A 19,453-nucleotide genomic window follows, 5' to 3' on the forward strand; every position below is an offset into this window, starting at 1 on the left:
AATCCCGCCAAGGTGTGCAATGACACTCGATCCCGGGCCTCGTCCCACCTACCCCTGTTGTCGGCTACGGCCCCCCGGAGCGCACGATGGTGGGACGATAAGGCATGCTGTGTCGCACGACAGCGAGGCGAGGGGATAGATGAGCGCGGAGTTCGGCGACCGAGGCCCACAGAGCAAGCTCTCCCGGTGGCTGCGCGGCCGCCGCCCCCAGGAGGCCACCGGCGACGGCGGTCGTGAGGCTCTGCTGCTCGCCGCCGCCTCGGCGGGACTGCCACTGGCGCCCGCCGCATACCCGGCGCCCGGCTACCGCTGCTCCTGCGACCGGGTCGGCTGTCCGACCCCCGCCCAGCATCCCGTGTCGTTCGCCTGGCAGACGCAGTCCACCACCGACCACGCGCAGATCGAGCGCTGGGCCCGCAACCAGCCGCAGGCCAATTTCATCACCGCCACCGGCATGGTCCACGACGTCCTGGACGTCCCGCTGGAGGCCGGCCGCGAGGCCCTCGGCCGGCTCCTCGACGCCGGTATCGAGGTCGGTCCCGTCGCCGAGAGCGACGCCGGCCGCATGCTCTTCTTCACCCTCACCCGCGGCACCCCCGAGGACGAGGACGAGTGGTGGCCCTGCGAGCTGGACTGCCACCCCGAGACGATGGACGAGCATCCGGGTCTACGGTGGCACTGCCGCGGTTCCTACGTCCTCGTGCCGCCCGCCCGCCTCACCGGCGACGACCAGCACGTGCGCTGGGTACGCGGGCCCGAGCATCCCCTGCCGGATCCGCTCACCCTGCTGGAGGTCCTCACCGACGTCGGCACCCGGCACGCCGACCAGGAGACCGGTCCCGCGCAGCCCGCCTGGCCCTCGCGCCGCTGACCCCGGGGCAGCGGCGGGCCCTACTCGCCCTTCGCGCCCGTCAGACCCTCGATCCGGCCCAGCACCGACACGTTCCCCGTGCCCCTCGGCGGGTCCAGCGCCACCTCGTTGGAGACGAACTCCATCATCAGCGACTGCTTGATCTCGCCCTTCGTCAGGGCCTGCACGTCCTTGTTGGGGGTGGGCACCGCGGTACCCGGCGCGGCCGTCTGCTTCTGGTAGTGGTGCGTGGTGAAGAACACCAGCGCCCCGCCGTCCGTCGTGCGCAGCGCCAGCGGCCGGTAGTCGCCCTCGGTCAGCGGCTCGTCGACGTACTGCGTGACCAGACCCGGCTTCTCCGCGTTCTTCGCCCGCTTGTCCCGCCAGCCGGAGGTGTGGCTGCCGTCCGCGAAGATGGCGCCGCCGCCCTTGAGGTAGGTCGTGTACGACGCGCTCAAGTCGCCCGGTGGGACGGCCAGTTCCTTGGAGTTCGGGTCGACCGCCTCGGCCCAGCCGTCCTTGTCCCGCTTGAACTCCGGCATCCTGTCCGGCGCCACCAGTGTCAAGTAGGCGGCCTCCCACGGATCTTCGGCGGCGTCCCGGGTGAACACCAGCAGCCAGCGCGAGTCACCGCCGCGGTTGGCCCGGACGTCGGCCAGGAACCAGCGCGGCCAGCCCGGCTTCTTGGGGATGGTGAACTCGGCGTCGGTGAACTCCAGCGGGGAGTGGCCGGGGTTGCCCTCCGGGTTGTTGGCCCGGCCCGCCGTCAGCCGCGCCTCGTCGATGTCGCCGAGCGCGCCGGTGACATGGTCGGCGTCCAGAGAGCTGTCGTACGCCTTGTCGGCGGCGTTGTACGCGGCGGTGAAGTCCTTCAGTGCCTCCGCGGCCTCGGCCCGGGTGGCGGTGGGGAGCAACTCCCGTTCCCCGTGCACCACGACGCACCCGCTCGCCGTCAACGACAAAGCGGTCACGGAGGCTGCCATCAGCACCCTCCGGTCAAGCCTGCGGAGCCTTCGAGGGCTGCGATCCCTGCTCATCGGGTCCTTTCACCTTCCCCTTCCCGGAGGCGAACCCTACCGGGGCTCCGAACCGCCCGAGCGCCGGGACCGGGTACAGCGGCCACACCGTGACCTGAGGGCCGGTCCGGGTCAGGGATGCCGGCGCGGGCCGACCAGAATCGCTCCCGTGCGGGGGTGGGGGAGGACCTCGACGGGCTGGTCGTAGACCTCCGACAGCAGCCGCTCGGAGAAGACCTCGGCCGGTGGGCCGTCGGCGGCGACCCGGCCGGCTTGGAGCACCGCCACGCGGTGGGCGTAGGCGGCAGCGAGGCCGAGGTCGTGCAGGACGACGACGACGGCGTCCCCGGCCCGCGCCCGCTCCCGGCACAGCCGCAGCACCAGTTCCTGGTGCTTGAGGTCGAGGGCGGCGGTGGGCTCGTCGAGGAGGAGCAGCGGGGTGCGCTGGGCGAGGACCCGGGCCAGCGCGACGCGGGCGCGCTCGCCGCCGCTGAGCGCGGAGAAGGGGCGCGGCGCGAACTCGGTCACCTCCGTCTGCCGCATCGCCTCCGCCACGACGGCATCGTCGTCCTCTGTCCCCAGGCCGGCCCAGGGGGCCCGCCCCATCCGGACGACGTCCTCGACGGAGAAGGGGAAGGTGAGCGTCGCGGACTGCGGCAACACGGCCCGGCGCAGGGCGAGTTCCGGGGCGGACCACTGGGTGGCGGGACGGCCGTGAATCCGTACGACTCCACCGGCGGCCGGAATGTCGGCGGCGAGGGCGCCGAGCAGGGTGGACTTCCCGGCCCCGTTCGGCCCCACGAGAGCGACCACTTCCCCGGCCCGCACGGTGACATCAACGCCGCGCAGAACATCCCGCCCACCGAGCCGAACGCACAGCCCTTCGGCTTGGACGAGGGTGTCACCGGGGGTGGCGGGGGACGGGGGAGTGGGCCGTGGCCGGAGAAGTCTCATGGAGGGGTCCTTAGGAGGGGCGAGCGATGGAATCAAGGGCGGGTGCGACTCCCTCAGGGGCGCGGGGAACTGCGCGACCAGCCCCCACCGACCCGCAGACGAAGACACGACGGGCCGAGCGATGGAACCGAGGGTGCCCCCAACTCCCCCAGGGGCGCGGGGAACTGCGCGACCAGCCCCCACCCACCCGCAGACGAAGACACGACGCCCCCCTACGCCCACCCCCCTTGCCGCCGCCGAGTCCTCCGCAGCAGCCAGAAGAAGAACGGGCTCCCGATCAGCGCCGTAAGAACCCCGAGCGGCAACTCCGCCGGCGCCGCAACCGTCCGCGCAGCCACATCCGCCGCCACCAACACCACCGCCCCCAGCAACGCACTCCCCGGCACCAGGAACCGATGCCCCGCCCCCGCCACCATCCGCAACAGATGCGGAACCACCAGCCCCACGAAGCCGATGATCCCCGACACGCTCACCGCCGCCGCCGTGAGCAACGCGATCACGAAGACCAGCGTGATCCGGAGCCGTTCCACCTCCACCCCCAGATGCCGTGCCGGACGTTCCCCCAGCGCCAGCAGATCCAGCCGGCGCGAGTACAGCGGCGCCACGACCAGGCCCAGCGCAGCGCACGGCAGCACCGCCAGCACCTTCGCCCACGTCGCCTGCGACAACGACCCGAGCTGCCAGAACGTGATCTGCTGGATCGCCGCCGCGTCCGCGAAGAACAGGAACAGCCCGATCACCGCCCCCGCGAACGCGTTCACCGCGATCCCGGTGAGGATCAGCGTCACGACCTCCGTACGCCCCCCGGAGCGGGACATGACGTACACCAGCAGCACCGTCGCCAGGCCCGCCACGAACGCCGCCACCGAAACCGTCCACGTCCCGGCGAAGTCGAGACCGAACGCGATCGACGCGACCGCCCCCACCGCCGCCCCCGAGGAGATCCCGATGACCCCCGGCTCGGCGAGCGGGTTGCCGAACACCCCCTGCATCAGCGCGCCCGCGCAGCCCAGGCAGGCGCCGATGAGCAGGGCGAGGACGATGCGCGGGAAGCGGACGTTCCACAGCACGGACTCCGCCACCCGGTCCAACTCGGCCCCGCCGAGCCCGACTCGGTGCTGCACGGACGCCAGGACATCCCCGACCGGCACCGGATACGCCCCGGTCCCGGCCGCGACCGGCACCAGCACTACGAGCGCGAGCACCAGCCCCGCGGTCAGCAGCCACGCGACGGTACGGGGCCCGCGCACCACCGGCGTCGCCTCCACAGCCGGCGCCGTCTTCTCCAGGACCGTCATGCGGCACCGCCCGGGTAGAGCTGCCGCACGACGGACTCCAGCACCTGGTCGGTGCGCGGCCCGTAGTTGAGCAGGACGCCGTCCTCGACGGACACGACCCGGCGGTCCATCCCGGCCGGGGTCTGCGCGACCCCCGGGATCTTCACCAGCCCGTCGATCCCGCCGACCGACGCAAGTCCCTTGGACATGACGAGGATCGCGTCCGGCGCCGCCTTCACGAGGGCCTCGCTGGTGATGGCGGTGAAGTCCTTCGTCAGCCCCGACTCGGCGCCCGCGTCGATCCCTCCGGCCGCCTCGATCAGCGAGGTCGCCCCGGATCCCGTGCCGCCGATGAGATAGACGGAGGCCGAGCCGCGAAGGTAGAGGAAGGCGACCCGCGGCTTCTCGCCCGTACCCGGGACCTCCTCGCGCACGGCGGAGATCCGCCGTTCCGACCGCTCGGTCAGCCGCTGCCCGGCCGCCGGTACGCCGAGCGCGTCCGCGACCGCCCGGATCCGGGTGCCGACGTCGTCGAGCCCTCGCGCCGGATCGACCACGAGCACCGGCACCCCCGCGGCACGGATCTGCTCCATCGCCTCCCGCGGCCCGCTGCTGGTCTCCGCGATCACCAGATCCGGCCGCAGCGACAACACGCCCTCGGCGGAGACGTCGTGGCCCCGGGTGACCACGGGCAACTTCGCGGCCTGCTGGAACGTGGCGGTGATGTCACGGGCGACGACCCGGTCCCCGAGCCCCAGCGTGAAGACGATCTCGCTGAGGCTGCCGGACAGCGGCACGATCCGGTCGGCCTTCCCGACGGTCACCTTCCCGCCGCCCGCGGAGTCGACGGTGACCGGCAGATCGGGCGTGGGAGCGGGGGAGAGGGGCTCGACCCGGTCGGCGTTCCGCCCGGTCGCGGAGGCCGCGGGGGTCGCCGCCGAAGCACCGTCGCAGGCCGTCGCCGTGGCCAGAGCGAGGACCGCCAGGAGGGCTCCCGCCAGTCGTGTGGGCAAGCGTCGCACCGTCGGACCTTCTCTCCGCGCCCGCTCTGACGTGCGCTTCTTCCCTGTGACCGGGCTGTGTTCGGATCCCGGTCTGTCGATCGGGACGCGTTGTAGTTTAGGTTAGCCTTGCCTTACCTGGCCAGCGTCACCGGATGCCGGCCGGACCTCGCTGTCCCCGGAGGCCACCCATGTCCCCATCCCTGCCGAGACGCCTGTACGGCGTTCTCGCCGTGCTGTGCCTGGCCGTCCTCGGGGCTCTGCTCCCGGCGCCGGACGCGCACGCCGCGACCCGCACCGTGCAGGGCGGCCGGCTCGACTGGGGCGTGAAGTCCTCCTTCCAGAGCTACGTCACCGGCCCCGTCGCGCAGGGCAGTTACTCCCTCACCGGTGGCGCGGCCACGGTGGGCACCGGCAGCTTCCGGTTCCACTCGGCCACCGGCACCTACGACGGCGGCACCGGCGCCTTCACCGCGTCCTTCGCCGGCGGGGTCCGCTTCCTCGGCCACCAGGAGGACTCCGGAGGCCATCAGCTCGACCTCACCCTCAGCCGCCCCACCGTCCGGGTCTCCGGTTCCGCCGGAACCCTCTACGTGGACGTCACCAGCAAGGCGAAGGGCACGGGGACGGTCACGACGTCCCGCCAAGTGCCCTTCGCCTCCCTCTCCCTGGGCGGCATCGACATGCGGGGCGGCGGCGACACGGTCGTGCTCAACAACCTCCCCGCCACCCTCACCGCCCAGGGCGCCACGTCCTTCGCCGGGTACTACACGGCCGGGACCGCGCTCGACCCGGTGAGCCTGTCGGCGGACGTACAGCCGGCCGCCGCCGCCGAGTCACCCACCCCGACCGCCTCGAAGTCACCGTCCAAGAAGGCGCCTTCGAGCGACGCCATCGAGGACGGCGCCGTCGACTGGGGTGTGCGCCGCACCTTCCGCGAGTACGTCACCGGCGACATCGCCCAGGGCGCGTGGACGCTCACCTCCGGCGCCCAGGACGGAGGCGCGCTGTTCCGCTTCCCCAAGGGCGAAGGGACTTACCGGAAGGGGGAGTTGACCGCCCGGTTCCGGGGTGCCGTCCATTTCACCGGCGAGCAGGGGCTCGATCTCGAACTCAGCGATGTCCGCGTCACCGTCGAGGACGGCAGGGGCACGCTCTACGCCGATGTGGCGGCCCCCGACCTCACCGCCGCCGAGGTCCCGCTGATCACCTTCACGGCAAAGGACCTGAAGACCGCCCACGGTCTGGTCACGCTCACCGAGGCGCCCGCGAAGCTCACCGCCCGCGGCGCCAAGGCCTTCGGCGGGATGTACCGGGCGGGCACGGACATGGACCCGGTGTCCCTGGCCGTGGCGACCACCCGGGACGCCGAACTCCCCGCCCTGCCCGACCTGGGCAGCAGCCCAACGGCCAGTGAGCCGCCGAAGGCGGCCTCCCCCGAACCCTCCACCGAACCAGTGGCGAGCACCCCGGACGACGACGGCGGTGTCCCCGTTGCCCTGTCCCTCGGTGTCGCGGCCGGGTGCCTGCTGCTGGTGGCCGCGGCCCTCGCGGTCGTCACCGCCCGCAGGCGCAGGAACTGAACCCACCCCCCTCTCGCAAGGAGAACCCCCGACCATGCCCGCCAGATCGCACCGCCGCCCCCTCGCCCTCGCCGCCGCGGTCGCCACGGCCGCCGCCCTCGGCGCCACCGCGCTCGCCTCCACCACCGCCACGGCGGCCGAAGTCCCGCTGACGGGCTACGAGTTGACGTGGGGCATCAAGCAGTCGTACCGCACCTACGTGACCGGGTTCGCGGCCGGCACCTTCACCGCCACGGACGGCGCCTCGCAGGCCGCGGGCAACGGGGCGTTCACCTTCACCGAGGGCGCGGGCAGCTACGACTCCACCGCGCATACCGTGGACCTCGGCTTCAAGGGCAGCCTGAAGATCGAGTCCCAGCTGCACGGGTTCGCCATCGCCCTGACCGACGTGCGGTTCGACACCACGGCCGCCGAGATCACCGCCGATGTGACCAAGGGCGGTACGACGACGGACGACGTTCCGCTCGCGGACGTGACCGTCACGCGGGCGATGACGGACATGGCGACGACCCTGACCAAGCAGGCCGCGGACGTCTTCGGCAGCGCGAGCTACGCGGGGGCGGCGGGAGACCCGCTGACGGTGGTCCAGAAGACGGTGTCGCAGTCACCGAGCCCGACGGCCACCCCGAGCGGCTCCCCGAGCGCGACCCCGACGACATCCGCGTCCCCATCCCCGTCCACCTCGGCTTCGGCGAGCGCGACCCCGTCGGCCTCCGCTTCCGCTTCCGCCTCTGCCTCCGAGAGCGCCTCGCCCTCCGCCACAGCCACCGAAGCACTCGCTGGCGGGGACATCGTCGACGGCACCCTCGGCTGGGGCGTGAAGCAGTCCTTCCGTTCGTACGTCGTGGACGGCGTGGCGAAGGGGAAGATCACGGTGTCGGGCGGGGCGAGCCAGGCCGCGGACAACGGCGCGTTCACGTTCGTCGAGGCGACGGGGGAGTACGACACCGACGCGGACTCCCTGTCGGCTTCCTTCGCGGGTGCGGTGAACTTCAAGGGCCACGAGGAGAACGGCGAGTACGGTCTCGGCCTCACCCTGACCGGCCTCGAAGTGTCCCTCGACGGCGGCTCCGGCGCCCTGACCGCCGACGTGACGAGCCTCGGCAAGACGTCCAAGGACGTGCAACTGGCCGACCTTGAGGCGGACACCGCCGACCTCACCGCCAAAAGCGACGTCATAACCCTGACCGACGTCACCGCCACCCTGACCGCCGCGGGCGCGGAGGCCTTCGGCGGCTTCTACCCCGCGGGCGCCGAACTCGACCCGATCGACGTCTCGGTGGCACTGACGGACGACGCCGAACTGCCGGGTGCCGGCTCCGGTTCCACGGGTGGTTCCGGTTCCACCGGCGGCGGCTCGGGCACGACCGGTTCCACCACCGGCGGCACCGGCTCGACGACCGGCGGGATATCGGGCGGGCTCGCCTCCACCGGATCCGACGTCCCCGTCGCGGCCCTCGGTACGGCCGCCGCGGTGACCGTGGCGGCGGGCGCGGGCGTGGTGTTCGCGCTGCGCAGGCGGCGTACGGAGGCGTAAGACTGGTGCCCATGAAGCGAGGGCACAGGGAACTGCTCGGGCCGGGGCGGCTGGTACTGCACGTACGGGGCCGTCCCGGCCCGCCCGCGCTGGGCTTCGAGACGGCGAGCGGTGGCCGGCTCGTGCTCAGGCAGGGGGACCGGCCGGTGCTGCTGGGCCGGTCGGTGGGCGAGGGCTGCTGCCCGGAGCTGTATCTGCACCGCCTGGACGGTTACCGCTCGCCCCTGCCGCCGGTGCGCTCGGCGGAGATGCGGTCGCAGGTCAACTGGCCGCACCGGTACGCCCGGTGGCTGGAGGAGGCGGACGGAACGCCGCTGCTGGAGGGGCGCTGGGAGCTGGCCCGCCGGGGCTGCTTCGAACCGGGCGTCTGGACCGAGGACTTCGTGTCCGAGTGGCCGGCCGGCCGGCTGGAACTGTCCTGCGGGGGCGGCTGGCACGGCGTGCTCCCCCTGCGCAGGCTCTCGGCGCCGGACGCCGCGCGGGTGAAGGCGTACCGCAAGCATGCCCGGGACGGCACCCTCGCGCCCGTTCTGCTGTGGTGGGTGGCCTTCCTCGACGGCTGGGTGCTCCTCGACGGACACGACAGGGCCGTGGCCGCGCTCGCCGAGGGCCGGGTGCCGCAGTGTGTCGAGCTGACCCAGGTGCCCGACGAGGCCGAGTGGCGGCGGGCGGCCGAGGAGTTCACCGAAGCGCACGAGCGCCGCATGCAAGGGCTCACCGCACACCCCGGCACCGAACGCCGGCGGGCCGCCGCGGAGGAGGCGTACGCCGATACGCTCGCCGACCTGCCCTACGGGGTGCCGCCCAGCCGGTTCCGGGACCTGCCCGGTGGCGCCGCTGCCTGGGACGACTTCGCAGCTCGGGTGATGTTTCAATTCCCCCGTGACTGACTATGACGTGCTCCGGGTCTTCTGCGGGCCACGCGGCGGCTACGGCAACGAGCTGGGCGTGGTCCGGGAGGGCTCGGCGCTGCCGGAGCCGGAGGAGCGGCAGGCGTTCGCCGCGAAACTCGGGTTCAGCGAGACGGTGTTCGTCGACGATCCCGAGCGTGGGGTGATCGACATCTACACGCCCGGCGTCCGTTTGCCGTTCGCGGGTTACCCCTGCGTGGGCGCGGCCTGGCTCCTGGACGTCCCGGAACTGGTGACGCCGGCGGGGGTCGTCGGTGCCCGGCAGGACGGGGAGTTCTGCTGGATCGAGGCCCGGCCGGAGTGGGCGCCGCCGCGCACGCTGCGTCAGTACGGGTCCGCCGCGGAGGTCGACGCGCTTTCGGTGCCCGCGCCCGGGGAGTGGCTCTATGCCTGGGCGTGGGAGGACGAGGCGGCGGGCCGGGTCCGGGCGCGGGGCTTTCCCGGCCGGGGCGACGGGATCGAGGAGGACGAGGCCACGGGTGCGGCGGCGCTGCTGCTGACGGAACGCCTGGGGCGCGCCCTGAACATCACCCAGGGGGCGGGCTCCCAGCTGCTGACGGCCCCGCAGCCGGGAGGCTGGGTGGAACTGGGCGGCCGGGTCGTCCTGGAACGCTGACCGGGCCCTCACGCCGACAGCGGGAACTCCTCGCCCAGTGCCCGGAAGACCGCCGTGTTCAGGGCGAACGCGCGCTTGCACTCGGCCACCACGCGCTGCTTCTCCAGGTCGTCCGCCCGCACCGCGTCCAGCAGTTCCCGGTAACCCCGCTTGAAGGCGGCCGGGTTGGTGATCTCCTCGAACACGTAGAAGCGGACGCCGTCGCCCTTCCTCTCGAAGCCCCAGGTCTTCTCCGCCTTGTCGCGGATGATCTGGCCGCCGGAGAGGTCGCCGAGGTAGCGGGTGTAGTGGTGGGCGATGTAGCCCGCCGGCCATTCCTGGGCGCAGGTGCGGACCCGGTCCGCGTACGCCTGCGTCGCCGGCAATGCCGAGGCGCCCGCCCGCCACTCGGGCCCCCGCAGATGCGCCAGGTCCTTCTCCAGCGCGCGCAGCCGGAACAGCTCCGGCTGGATGAACGGCCCCGCCACCGGATCCGACGCCAGCTGTCCGGCCTCGCTCTCGAGTGCGTCGTAGACGAACCACAGCTGCTCGGTGTAGCGCGCGTACGCGTCGACGCCGAGGCGCCCGCCGAGCAGGTCGCTCATGAACGTCGAGGTCTCCGCCTCCACGTGCTGCTCGTGGGAAGCGGTGCGGATGACTGTCGAGAAGGAGTCCATACCGCACATCCTCTAAGGTAAGGCTAACCTAAGTCAATAGGGTTGCCGACGTGCTGTCGGTAAAAGCGTACAAGAAAAAACCCGCCCCCAGCAGGGGCGGGTTCCAGGGGCGCTACGGCAGCGTGAGGATCTCCGCGCCGGTCTCCGTCACCACCAGCGTGTGCTCGAACTGGGCCGTCCGCCTGCGGTCCTTCGTCACGACCGTCCAGCCGTCGTCCCACATGTCGTACTCGTGGGTGCCCAGCGTCAGCATCGGCTCGATCGTGAAGGTCATCCCGGGCTGGATGACCGTCGTCGCGTGCGGACTGTCGTAGTGCGGGATGATCAGGCCGGAGTGGAACGACGAGTTGATGCCGTGGCCGGTGAAGTCGCGGACCACGCCGTAGCCGAAGCGCTTGGCGTACGACTCGATGACCCGGCCGATGACATTGATCTGGCGGCCCGGCCTGACCGCCTTGATGGCACGGTTCAGGGACTCACGGGTGCGCTCCACCAGCAGGCGGCTCTCCTCGTCCACCTCCCCGACCAGGTACGTCGCGTTGTTGTCGCCGTGCACGCCGCCGATGTACGCCGTCACGTCGAGGTTGATGATGTCGCCGTCGCGCAGCACCGTGGAGTCCGGGATGCCGTGGCAGATCACCTCGTTGAGGCTGGTGCACAGCGACTTCGGGAAGCCCCGGTAGCCGAGCGTCGACGGGTAGGCGCCGTGGTCGCACATGTACTCGTGCGCCACCTTGTCCAGTTCGTCGGTGGTGACCCCGGGCGCGATCAGCTTCGCCGCCTCGGCCATCGCCCGCGCGGCGATCCGGCCGGCGACACGCATCGCCTCGATGGTCTCCGGAGTCTGCACCTCCGGGCCCGAGTACGGCGTCGGCGCGGGCTTGCCGACGTACTCGGGACGGCGGATGTTTCCGGGTACGGAACGGGTGGGAGACAGCTCCCCTGGTACGAGCAGCGACTGGCCAGACATGCCAGCGAGTCTAACGAGCCGCCGTGGGGGAACATGTCCGTGGCGAGAGGAGCTGGTCATGGCCTTGTTCAAGAAGCGCACCGTCGGGAAGCCGGGCGAGTGGTACTACTGCCTGGAGCACAAGAAGGTCGAGGAGGGTCCGGACTGCCCCGGCAAGGACCGCTTCGGTCCCTACACCTCCCGCAGGGAGGCCGAGCACGCGATGGAGACCGCCCGCGAGCGCAACCTCCAGTGGGAGAACGACCCCAACTGGCACGACGCCCCCAAGGGCGCCGACGACACCTGATCAGGACTCGGCGGGAGCCGACGCCCGGGCCGCCGTGCGCTGTTCGCGCACACTCTTCGCGTGCTCGCTCGTCCGGGCGTCGTACGTCATCAGCTTCGGCAGGCACAGCGCCAGCAGCCCCACCGCGCCGGCGCACAGCAGGCCACCGGACCACACCGACGCCCGCACGCCCCACCACGCGGCGAAACCGCCCGACCTGACCTGGCCGAGGGTCGGCCCGACCGAGTACGACAGCAGTTCGATCCCGGCGAGCCGCCCCCGCAGCTCGTCCGGGATCGTCTGGTTCCACATCACCCCGCGGAAGATCCCGCTGACCATGTCGCAGCCGCCCGCCACGGTCAGGAACAGCAGCACCAGCCAGACGTTGCCCACCGCCCCGGCGGCCGCGATCGCCACGCCCCACAGCGCGGCCGCCAGCACCACCATCCGCCCGTGCCGGTGGATCCGGCCGGTCCAGCCGCTCGTCACGCTCACCAGCAGCGACCCGAGCGGCACCGCCGCGTACATCAGTCCCAGCGACCACTCCGCGTGCAGCTCGTCCGCGAGGAACGGCAGCAGCGCCAGCGGCATCGCCAGGAACATCGCGGCCAGGTCGATCGCGTAGGTGCCGAGGAGTTCCTTGCGGCTCCACGCGTACCGGGCGCCCTCCGCGATCGCCTTCAGCGACGGCTTCGCGGCCTCGTGCGCGGCCGGGGAGGAGGCGAGCGGGATGATCAGGACCACCGAGACGACGAAGGTCAGCAGGTCGGCGGCGTAGGCCCAGCCCAGACCGGCGTACGCCACGACCACACCCGCCACCGCCGGGCCCGCGACGCCGCCGACCGTCCAGCGCAGCGCGTTCAGGGAGGCGGCGGCCGGGAGGTGGTCGTGGGCCACGATCCGCGGCCACAGCGAGTCCAGCGCCGGGCGCTGCACGGACACCAGCGCCGAGGAGAGGGCCGCCACGACATACAGCGGCCATACGACGGGCTCCGGCAGCAGGGAGTTCACCAGCAGCGCCGCGCTCAGGACTCCCTGGCCCACCTCGGTCCAGATGATCAGGCCGCGCTTGTCGAGCGAGTCGGCCAGGGCCCCGCCGTACAGGCCGAAGACGATCAGCGGGACCAGTTCCACCGCGCCGATCGCGCCGACGGCCGCCGCGGAGCCGGTCAGCTCCTTGACCTGCACCGGCAGCGCCACGAACGTCAGGAAGCTGCCGAATCCGGAGACGAGCCCCGCCAGCCACAGCCGCCGGAAGTCGGCGGAGGCCCGCCAGGGGGACAGATCGGGGAGGAAAGAACTCACGAGAGGTCATGGTCGGCAGGGACGGGTCGGCGGGGCAACTTCTTTTCGCCGTGATCTCACCGCCGACAGAGGTCACCAGCGCGCCGGTGGCGGTGCCGTCAACTGGTCCGCAAGAGCTGACAGGCGGTCGCGGAAGCGCCGGCGGGCCCGGGGGGAGGGAACGGAATTCTCCCCGGCCGCCGCGCTCACCAGATGCTGCACCGTGTCCAGGTCCAGATCCGTGGCCTCCGGCACCGAAAGCGACTCGTGGGCCATCGTCGCCAGGTCGTCGCCCTCCCCGGCACCGGCGCCCAGCGCCAGCACCGTCGCCCCCGCCCGCCGCGCGTCGTGCACCCGCTCCAGCAGGCCCGCCCCCGGCACCTGCGGCGACACCACCAGCAGCGTCTCACCGCGCCGCGCCGCCGCGAGCCGCCCGAGCCCGACCGCCAGATGCGCCGGATCCGCCGCGCTCGCGTCATGCCGTACCAGCGTCGGCGTCAGCTCGGGCGTGCCCGACCACGCGGCCTCGTCCACCAGATGGGCCGCCAGATGCCACGGCTCGTACTCCTCGGTGCCGACGAGCAGCAGCCCCCCGCCGTGCGAGACCACCGAGCCCCGCAGCACACCCGCGAACCTCCGGGTGGCCCCCAACCACTCGGTCCCGGCGAGCACTTCACGCAACAGCGCGACCCGTACGGCGTCCATGGCCCCGCATCCTGCCGCACCGGGCCGCCCGGCAGGGGCAGTTCGCCCCGAATTCCCCCAACCCGGTCACGGGGTACGCCCCGCCGGCATCCGGCGATCCGGTCCGGAGCCGAGGGGCCGCCGACGCGGACGTACAGTCGGGCCATGACCTCTACCGACAGTGCTGCACAGAAGGCCCCCGCCAAGGACCCCTGGGACCTTCCCGATGTCTCCGGGCTCGTCGTCGGCGTGCTCGGCGGGACCGGGCCGCAGGGCAAGGGCCTGGCCTACCGGCTCGCCAAGGCCGGCCAGAAGGTGATCATCGGTTCCCGTGCGGCGGACCGCGCGCAGACCGCCGCCGAGGAACTCGGGCACGGAGTCGAGGGCGCCGACAACGCCGAGTGCGCCCGCCGCAGCGACATCGTGATCGTCGCCGTGCCGTGGGAGGGCCACGGCAAGACCCTGGAGTCGCTGCGCGAGGAACTCGCCGGGAAGCTGGTCGTCGACTGCGTCAACCCGCTCGGCTTCGACAAGCAGGGCGCCTACGCCCTGAAGCCGGAGGAGGGCAGCGCCGCCGAGCAGGCGGCCGCCCTGCTGCCGGACTCCCGGGTCACGGCCGCCTTCCACCACCTGTCGGCGGTGCTGCTGCAGGACCCCGCGATCGACGAGATCGACACCGATGTGATGGTCCTCGGCGAGGCGCGCGCGGACGTGGAGACCGTCCAGGCGCTGGCCGGCCGCATCCCCGGCATGCGCGGCATCTTCGCCGGGCGCCTGCGCAACGCCCACCAGGTCGAGTCCCTGGTCGCCAACCTGATCTCCGTCAACCGGCGCTACAAGGCGCACGCGGGACTCCGCGTCACGGACGTGTGACCGCACTCGGCGTCACGGACGGATGACGGGACACCGCATCACGGACGAATGAGGGGATGGGGGACACTGGACGTCGTCGTACCGCAGTGTCCCCCCGACAGGAGCCCCCCGCATGCCCCGCCTCGCCCTCTACGCCCTGACCGTCTGCGTCCTCGCGGTGGCCGCCGCCGTCGTCTCCTTCGTGCAGGGCAGCTTCCTGGGGATCATCTGGGTGCTGCTGGCGGGGCTGTCGTCCAACATGTGCTGGTACTACCTGAAGCGCCAGAAGGCCGCCGCCTACCAGAAGCGGTAGAGGTCCCAGCCGAGCGCCGTCTCCAGCTCGCTCACCCCGAGGCCGCGCAGGATCGAGTCGACCAGGTCGAAGAACGCGCCGTTCACCGCCGGCAGCCACAGCAGCGCGAACACGAACAGCAGCCCGAACTGCGCGAACGGCTCCACCTGGCGCCGGACGCTGTAGGGCAGCCAGGGCTCGATGACGCCGTAGCCGTCCAGGCCCGGAACGGGCAGGAAGTTCAGGATCGCCGCCGTGACCTGCAGCAGGGCGAGGAAGGCGAGCGCGAACCGGAAGTCGTCGGGGACGCCGTCCAGGGCGCCGAGCCAGAACGGTGCCGTGCACACCGCGGCGAACAGCAGGTTCGTGAGCGGGCCCGCCGCCGAGATCAGGCTGTGCCGCCACCGCCCCTGGATCCGGCCGCGCTCGATGAAGACCGCGCCGCCGGGCAGCCCGATCCCGCCCATGATCACGAAGAGCACCGGGAGCACGATGCTCAGCAGGGCATGGGTGTACTTCAGCGGGTTCAGCGTGAGGTAGCCCTTCGCGCCGACCGTGATGTCGCCGCTGTGCAGGGCCGTGCGGGCGTGCGCGTACTCGTGCAGGCACAGGGAGACGATCCAGGCCGCCGTCACGAACAGGAACACGGCGAGCCCCGGCTGCTCGGCGAACCCGGTCCAGGTGGCCCAGCCGGTCACCGCCGTGACAGCCAGGATCCCCACGAAGACGGGGCTCATCCGCCGGTCGCTGTGGCGGGTGGTGATGGCGGTCATGCGGCTCCCTGAACTGATCGGCACGCGGTGTGCTGCCGCCCGACGGTACCGGGCGCACCGGGAAAACGTCTCGCGGGCCGGCCTTGGTTCCGGAGAAGGTGGGGGGATGGGGATCTGGCACGTGTTCTACGCGGACTGGCAGATGGAGTGCTGCGGCACACCGTTCTCCCTCGGCGACGAGGTGAGCTGGCCGCTGCTGCTCGACGACTCCGGCGACGTCCTGGGCGGCGACTGGGACGACGAGCTCGCGACGGTCGTCGGGGAGGTGGCGGAGGTGGGAGGTGTCCGGGTCCTTCAGGAGGAGTCGGGACTGACCGTGGCCCTGCACGAGGACCCCGTCGACGTCATGGCTCCGGAGGCCCTCGGCGAGGAGCGGCCCGGCGACCGGATCCGCCTGGCCGGACTGCTCACGGTGGAACGGCACGGCGGCGAGTGGCCCGAGGCCCGGGGGCGGGTGCGGGCCCTCCGGGTAGTGAGCCAGGAGTACGCCGAGACCGACCCCGGCTCCCGCACCTGGCACCCGGTGCCCGGCACCCGCTCCCTGCGCCCGGTCGACACCTGCCCCAAGTGGTTCACCGACCCCGCCCCACCCACACCGGGCCGCGGCCGGAGGGAGACGGGAGCGCTGGTGACCCTGGAGATCCCGGCCCCCTGAGCCCGCCCCCGCGCCCACCCCCCACCCACCAGAGACAATGGACCCCGTGCGCTATCGCATCCTCGGCACCACTCAGGCCCTCCGTTCCGACGGCACCCCGCTCCCGGTCGGCGGGGCGCGGCTGCGTGCGCTGCTCAGCGTGCTGGCGCTGCGGGGCGGCCGGACCGTACCCGTGCAGTTCCTCGTGGACGAGGTGTGGGGCGCGGACCCGCCCGCCGACGCCGCCGGGGCGCTGCAGGCGCTCGTCGGACGGCTGCGCCGGGTGCTCGGCGCCGAGGCCGTCGCGTCCGTCGACGGCGGGTACCGGCTGGCCGCCGGCCCCGACGACATCGACCTGCACCGTTTCGAACGGCTCACCGCCGACGGACTTCGCGCCCTCGCCGACGGCGACCCCGCCAAGGCCGCCGGCGTCCTCGACGACGCCCTCGCCCTGTGGCGCGGCCCCGCCCTCGCCGACCTCCCCGACCGCACCGCCGAGGCCGCCCGCTGCGAGGCCCGGCGCCTGGACGCCCTGCGCGCCCGGCACACCGCCGCCCTCGCCCTGGGCCAGGCCGGAACCGCGCTGCCGGAACTGACCGCCCTGTGCGACAGCCATCCGCTCGACGAGCCGTTGCAGGCGCTGCGCCTGCGCGCGCTGCGCGACACCGGCCGCGCCGCCGAGGCGCTGGCCGCCTACGACGACGTACGACAGCTCCTCGCCGAGCAGCTGGGATCCGACCCCGGCCCCGAACTACGATCACTGCACGCCGAGTTGCTGAAACCGGCGGCGCCGGCCACGCCCGGCAACCTGCGCGCCCGGCTCACCTCCTTCGTCGGCCGGGAAGCCGACATCGAGGCCATCCGCGGGGACCTCGGCAGCGCCCGCCTGGTCACGCTGCTCGGCCCCGGCGGCGCCGGCAAGACCCGGCTGTCGCAGGAGGCCGCCGAGACGCTCCGGGACGCCGCCCGGGACGGGATCTGGCTCGCCGAGCTGGCCCCCGTCGACGACCCGGCCGCCGTACCGGAGGCCGTGCTCACCGCCGTGGGCGCCCGCGAGACCGTGCTGTACGGCGCCGGTGCCGAGGAGTTCCGCAGCGCCGTCGCCGACCGGCACGACGACCCGCTCGACCGGCTGGTGGAGCACTGCGCCCGGCGCCGCATGCTGATCGTCCTCGACAACTGCGAGCACGTCGTCGACGCCGCCGCCCGGCTCGCGGAGCACCTGCTGGCCCGCTGCCCCGGCCTGACCGTCCTGGCCACCAGCCGCGAACCCCTCGGCGTACCGGGCGAGGTGCTGCGGCCGGTGGAGCCGCTGCCGCAGCCGTACGCGCTGCGGCTGTTCGCCGACCGCGGGGCCGCCGCCCGGCCCGGGTTCAGCGTCGACGACGACCCCGAGGCGTGCGCCGAGATCTGCCGCCGCCTCGACGGACTCCCCCTCGCCATCGAACTCGCCGCCGCCCGGCTGCGAATGCTCACCCCCCGCCAGATCGCCGACCGGCTCGACGACCGCTTCCGGCTGCTCACCTCCGGCAGCCGGACCGTCCTGCCCCGCCAGCAGACCCTCAGGGCCGTCGTCGACTGGTCCTGGGACCTGCTCGATAAGGACGAACGCGCGGTGCTGAGCCGGCTGTCGGTCTTCGCCGGCGGCTGCGACCTGCCCGCCGCCGAGGCCGTGTGCGGACCGGCCGCCCTCGACGCGCTCGGCTCCCTGGTCGACAAGTCCCTGGTGGTGGCCGCCCCTTCGGGCGACGGCGCCATGCGCTACCGGCTCCTGGAGACCGTCGCCGAGTACGCGGGCGAGCGCCTGGACGAGGCCGGGCAGCGCCCCCGCGCCGAGCGCGCGCATCTGACGTACTACCGCGAACTCGCCCGCACCACCGACCCGTTGCTGCGCGGCCCCCGCCAACTGGAGGCCGTGGAACGGCTCCAGCGGGAGTACGAGAACCTGCGCACCGCCCTGCGCCACGCCGTCGCCGAACGCGACGAGCAGGAAGCGGTGACCCTCGTACTGTCGCTGGCCTGGTACTGGCAGATGCGCGACCTGCGGATCGAGGCCCGCGGCTGGTGCGCGGAGGTCATGACGCTCGGCCCCGACCCCTTCGCCGAGCCCATGCGCCGGGCGGAGCCGGTCTGGCGGCGCGTCACCGCGGACCCGCCCCCGTACACCGGCGAGGTCCTGGCGGAGGCGCGGCGCGGAGTCCATCTGTGCCACCTCGCCTGCATGGACACCGAGATCGCCGCCTGGCAGAACCCGGCCGCCCAGCAGAAGCTGCGCACCATCGCCGGGGTCTACGAGCCGGGGCTGCCGCAGACCTGCCGCAGCCCCGGCCTGCTTGCGATCTTCGCCGTGATGCTCACCGGCGACATCGGCCGGGTCGGCACGATCCTCGACGCCGCCGTGGAGACCTGCCGCCGCACCCCCGACTACGACTGGGAACTGGCCGCCACCCTCCAGATGCGGGCCAACCTCCTCGCCCACCGCCCCGGCCGCGCCGCGGCCGCCGCCCAGGACGCCGACGAGTCCCTGACCATCTACCGGCGGCTCGGCGACGCCTGGGGCAGCGCCGAGGCGCTGGCGGCACGCGGCGAGGCCCGCGAGCGCAAGGGCGCCTTCCTGGAGGCCGCCGCCGACTACGAGGCCGCCGTCGAACACGCCCGCCGCCTCGGCGCGCACGCCCAGGAGGCCGTCCTCAGCGCCCGGCTGGCCGGCGCGCTGCTGGAGGGCGGGCGGGCCGAGGAGGGCGAACGCCTGCTGCGGGAGGTCATCGACGGACTGGACGGCGGGCACAGCGAGGCGATGCCGTTCAGCCGGATCATCCTCGCCGGCTGGCTCAGCATCACCGGCCGTACCGTCGAGGCGCGCGAGCAGATGCGGCTGCTGCGCGAGGACTTCGGCCTCGCCCAGTTCCACGTCTTCGACGCCTTCATCCTCAGCGGGGAGGCCTGGCTGGACGCCTCCGACGGGCTGCACGAACAGGCGCGGGAGAAGCTGCGGCGCGCTCTGGAGCAGGCGGACGACCCGCTGTCGCAGGCGATGGCCCCGCAACTGGTCTCGGGGTGCCTGGTCATCGCCGCCGTGGCGCTGGCCCCGACCGCGCCCCTCGACGCCGCCCGCTGCCTGGGGGCCGCCGAGGCGCTGTGGCCGCCCGGGCACCGCAACTCCACGCTGGAGCGCGAGTGCCGGGACCGGGCGGTCGCCGCGGTGCGCGCGGTCCTCGACGACGAGGCGTACGAGGCCGGGTTCGCCGAGGGCGGCGACCTCACCGCTAAGGAGGCCGCCGCCCTGGTGTGACCCGGG

At 73.0% G+C, this 19,453-nt stretch carries 19 protein-coding genes and 1 pseudogene; 10 read left to right on the forward strand and 10 right to left on the reverse strand.

The window, feature by feature from the left end; all coding sequences use genetic code 11:
* Positions 1-139 precede the first annotated feature (139 nt).
* Positions 140-871: a bifunctional DNA primase/polymerase gene (locus tag M8H82_RS00280; protein ID WP_250070198.1), complete on the forward strand. Its 732-nt coding sequence runs from the start codon at positions 140-142 to the stop codon at positions 869-871.
* Positions 872-891: 20 nt separating this feature from the next.
* On the opposite strand, the gene M8H82_RS00285 is transcribed toward M8H82_RS00280, so the two are convergent.
* The 5 genes and pseudogenes from M8H82_RS00285 to M8H82_RS00300 form a co-directional block, all read right to left on the reverse strand.
* Positions 892-1,887: a hypothetical protein gene (locus M8H82_RS00285; RefSeq protein WP_250070199.1), complete on the reverse strand. Its 996-nt coding sequence runs from the start codon at positions 1,885-1,887 to the stop codon at positions 892-894.
* Positions 1,847-1,984: pseudogene (locus M8H82_RS36590) on the reverse strand (iron transporter); the annotation flags it as partial. The pseudogene M8H82_RS36590 and the gene M8H82_RS00285, both read right to left, overlap by 41 nt.
* A 14-nt stretch (positions 1,985-1,998) precedes the next feature.
* Positions 1,999-2,820, reverse strand: a complete 822-nt coding sequence (locus M8H82_RS00290) for a heme ABC transporter ATP-binding protein (RefSeq protein ID WP_250070200.1) — start codon at positions 2,818-2,820, stop codon at positions 1,999-2,001.
* A 212-nt stretch (positions 2,821-3,032) separates the two neighbouring features.
* Entirely contained in the window at positions 3,033-4,118 is a 1,086-nt protein-coding gene (locus M8H82_RS00295) for an iron ABC transporter permease (protein WP_250070201.1), read from the reverse strand.
* A complete protein-coding gene (locus M8H82_RS00300) occupies positions 4,115-5,119 on the reverse strand; it encodes a hemin ABC transporter substrate-binding protein (RefSeq protein ID WP_250070202.1) in 1,005 nt (334 codons plus the stop codon). The genes M8H82_RS00295 and M8H82_RS00300 overlap by 4 nt, the downstream gene beginning before the upstream one ends.
* A 170-nt stretch (positions 5,120-5,289) precedes the next feature.
* On the opposite strand from M8H82_RS00300, the gene M8H82_RS00305 reads away from it, so the two are divergent.
* Genes M8H82_RS00305 through M8H82_RS00320 form a run of 4 tightly spaced genes read left to right on the forward strand, consistent with a single transcriptional unit; the run spans position 5,290 to position 9,745 of the window.
* Positions 5,290-6,681: an HtaA domain-containing protein gene (locus M8H82_RS00305; protein ID WP_250070203.1), complete on the forward strand. Its 1,392-nt coding sequence runs from the start codon at positions 5,290-5,292 to the stop codon at positions 6,679-6,681.
* A 34-nt stretch (positions 6,682-6,715) separates the two neighbouring features.
* Positions 6,716-8,218 (forward strand): HtaA domain-containing protein, encoded by a 1,503-nt coding sequence (locus M8H82_RS00310; RefSeq protein WP_250070204.1) that lies wholly within the window; start codon positions 6,716-6,718, stop codon positions 8,216-8,218.
* 11 nt (positions 8,219-8,229) lie between these two features.
* On the forward strand, positions 8,230-9,108 hold the full coding sequence (locus tag M8H82_RS00315; protein WP_250070205.1) for a hypothetical protein: 879 nt from the start codon (positions 8,230-8,232) through the stop codon (positions 9,106-9,108).
* Positions 9,101-9,745 carry a PhzF family phenazine biosynthesis protein gene (locus tag M8H82_RS00320; protein WP_250070206.1) on the forward strand — a complete coding sequence of 215 codons (645 nt, stop codon included), beginning with the start codon at positions 9,101-9,103 and terminating at the stop codon, positions 9,743-9,745. The genes M8H82_RS00315 and M8H82_RS00320 overlap by 8 nt, the downstream gene beginning before the upstream one ends.
* A gap of 8 nt (positions 9,746-9,753) precedes the next feature.
* On the opposite strand, the gene M8H82_RS00325 is transcribed toward M8H82_RS00320, so the two are convergent.
* On the reverse strand, positions 9,754-10,401 hold the full coding sequence (locus M8H82_RS00325) for a heme oxygenase (biliverdin-producing) (RefSeq protein ID WP_250070207.1): 648 nt from the start codon (positions 10,399-10,401) through the stop codon (positions 9,754-9,756).
* A gap of 112 nt (positions 10,402-10,513) precedes the next feature.
* A complete protein-coding gene (gene map / locus M8H82_RS00330) occupies positions 10,514-11,371 on the reverse strand; it encodes a type I methionyl aminopeptidase (RefSeq protein WP_250070208.1) in 858 nt (285 codons plus the stop codon).
* Between the two features lie 58 nt (positions 11,372-11,429).
* Here map and M8H82_RS00335 point away from each other — a divergent pair, with 58 nt between their 5' ends.
* The gene (locus M8H82_RS00335) at positions 11,430-11,657 is read left to right on the forward strand and encodes a hypothetical protein (protein ID WP_250070209.1); all 228 of its coding nucleotides are present in this window, start codon (positions 11,430-11,432) and stop codon (positions 11,655-11,657) included.
* On the opposite strand, the gene M8H82_RS00340 is transcribed toward M8H82_RS00335, so the two are convergent.
* Positions 11,658-12,941, reverse strand: coding sequence for an MFS transporter (locus M8H82_RS00340; RefSeq protein WP_250070210.1), 1,284 nt, complete (start codon positions 12,939-12,941; stop codon positions 11,658-11,660).
* Positions 12,942-13,013: 72 nt separating this feature from the next.
* Positions 13,014-13,625: a hypothetical protein gene (locus M8H82_RS00345; protein WP_250070211.1), complete on the reverse strand. Its 612-nt coding sequence runs from the start codon at positions 13,623-13,625 to the stop codon at positions 13,014-13,016.
* A 144-nt stretch (positions 13,626-13,769) separates the two neighbouring features.
* Between M8H82_RS00345 and npdG the strand changes: the two genes are divergently transcribed.
* The gene (gene npdG / locus M8H82_RS00350; protein WP_250070212.1) at positions 13,770-14,477 is read left to right on the forward strand and encodes an NADPH-dependent F420 reductase; all 708 of its coding nucleotides are present in this window, start codon (positions 13,770-13,772) and stop codon (positions 14,475-14,477) included.
* A gap of 112 nt (positions 14,478-14,589) precedes the next feature.
* Positions 14,590-14,769, forward strand: coding sequence for a hypothetical protein (locus tag M8H82_RS00355; RefSeq protein ID WP_250070213.1), 180 nt, complete (start codon positions 14,590-14,592; stop codon positions 14,767-14,769).
* Here the strand turns inward: M8H82_RS00355 and M8H82_RS00360 are convergent.
* Positions 14,754-15,521, reverse strand: coding sequence for a site-2 protease family protein (locus M8H82_RS00360; RefSeq protein WP_250070214.1), 768 nt, complete (start codon positions 15,519-15,521; stop codon positions 14,754-14,756). The genes M8H82_RS00355 and M8H82_RS00360 overlap by 16 nt on opposite strands.
* A gap of 106 nt (positions 15,522-15,627) precedes the next feature.
* Here M8H82_RS00360 and M8H82_RS00365 point away from each other — a divergent pair, with 106 nt between their 5' ends.
* Positions 15,628-16,176, forward strand: coding sequence for a DUF6578 domain-containing protein (locus M8H82_RS00365; RefSeq protein WP_250070215.1), 549 nt, complete (start codon positions 15,628-15,630; stop codon positions 16,174-16,176).
* Positions 16,177-16,213: 37 nt separating this feature from the next.
* Positions 16,214-19,447: a BTAD domain-containing putative transcriptional regulator gene (locus tag M8H82_RS00370; protein WP_250070216.1), complete on the forward strand. Its 3,234-nt coding sequence runs from the start codon at positions 16,214-16,216 to the stop codon at positions 19,445-19,447.
* Positions 19,448-19,453 lie beyond the last annotated feature (6 nt).

Origin of the sequence: Streptomyces sp. YS415 (genome assembly GCF_023544665.1) — a bacterium.
In the GTDB taxonomy this organism is placed as follows: domain Bacteria; phylum Actinomycetota; class Actinomycetes; order Streptomycetales; family Streptomycetaceae; genus Streptomyces.

What these genes read in the sequence shown, in the direction of transcription:
- M8H82_RS00280 (WP_250070198.1), top strand. Translation starts at nt 140, where the DNA reads ATGAGCGCGGAGTTCGGCGACCGAGGCCCACAGAGCAAGCTCTCCCGG.
- M8H82_RS00285 (WP_250070199.1), bottom strand. Translation starts at nt 1,887, where the DNA reads ATGAGCAGGGATCGCAGCCCTCGAAGGCTCCGCAGGCTTGACCGGAGG.
- M8H82_RS00290 (WP_250070200.1), bottom strand. Translation starts at nt 2,820, where the DNA reads ATGAGACTTCTCCGGCCACGGCCCACTCCCCCGTCCCCCGCCACCCCC.
- M8H82_RS00295 (WP_250070201.1), bottom strand. Translation starts at nt 4,118, where the DNA reads ATGACGGTCCTGGAGAAGACGGCGCCGGCTGTGGAGGCGACGCCGGTG.
- M8H82_RS00305 (WP_250070203.1), top strand. Translation starts at nt 5,290, where the DNA reads ATGTCCCCATCCCTGCCGAGACGCCTGTACGGCGTTCTCGCCGTGCTG.
- M8H82_RS00310 (WP_250070204.1), top strand. Translation starts at nt 6,716, where the DNA reads ATGCCCGCCAGATCGCACCGCCGCCCCCTCGCCCTCGCCGCCGCGGTC.
- M8H82_RS00315 (WP_250070205.1), top strand. Translation starts at nt 8,230, where the DNA reads ATGAAGCGAGGGCACAGGGAACTGCTCGGGCCGGGGCGGCTGGTACTG.
- M8H82_RS00325 (WP_250070207.1), bottom strand. Translation starts at nt 10,401, where the DNA reads ATGGACTCCTTCTCGACAGTCATCCGCACCGCTTCCCACGAGCAGCAC.
- map (WP_250070208.1), bottom strand. Translation starts at nt 11,371, where the DNA reads ATGTCTGGCCAGTCGCTGCTCGTACCAGGGGAGCTGTCTCCCACCCGT.
- M8H82_RS00335 (WP_250070209.1), top strand. Translation starts at nt 11,430, where the DNA reads ATGGCCTTGTTCAAGAAGCGCACCGTCGGGAAGCCGGGCGAGTGGTAC.
- M8H82_RS00345 (WP_250070211.1), bottom strand. Translation starts at nt 13,625, where the DNA reads ATGGACGCCGTACGGGTCGCGCTGTTGCGTGAAGTGCTCGCCGGGACC.
- npdG (WP_250070212.1), top strand. Translation starts at nt 13,770, where the DNA reads ATGACCTCTACCGACAGTGCTGCACAGAAGGCCCCCGCCAAGGACCCC.
- M8H82_RS00355 (WP_250070213.1), top strand. Translation starts at nt 14,590, where the DNA reads ATGCCCCGCCTCGCCCTCTACGCCCTGACCGTCTGCGTCCTCGCGGTG.
- M8H82_RS00360 (WP_250070214.1), bottom strand. Translation starts at nt 15,521, where the DNA reads ATGACCGCCATCACCACCCGCCACAGCGACCGGCGGATGAGCCCCGTC.
- M8H82_RS00365 (WP_250070215.1), top strand. Translation starts at nt 15,628, where the DNA reads ATGGGGATCTGGCACGTGTTCTACGCGGACTGGCAGATGGAGTGCTGC.
- M8H82_RS00370 (WP_250070216.1), top strand. Translation starts at nt 16,214, where the DNA reads ATGGACCCCGTGCGCTATCGCATCCTCGGCACCACTCAGGCCCTCCGT.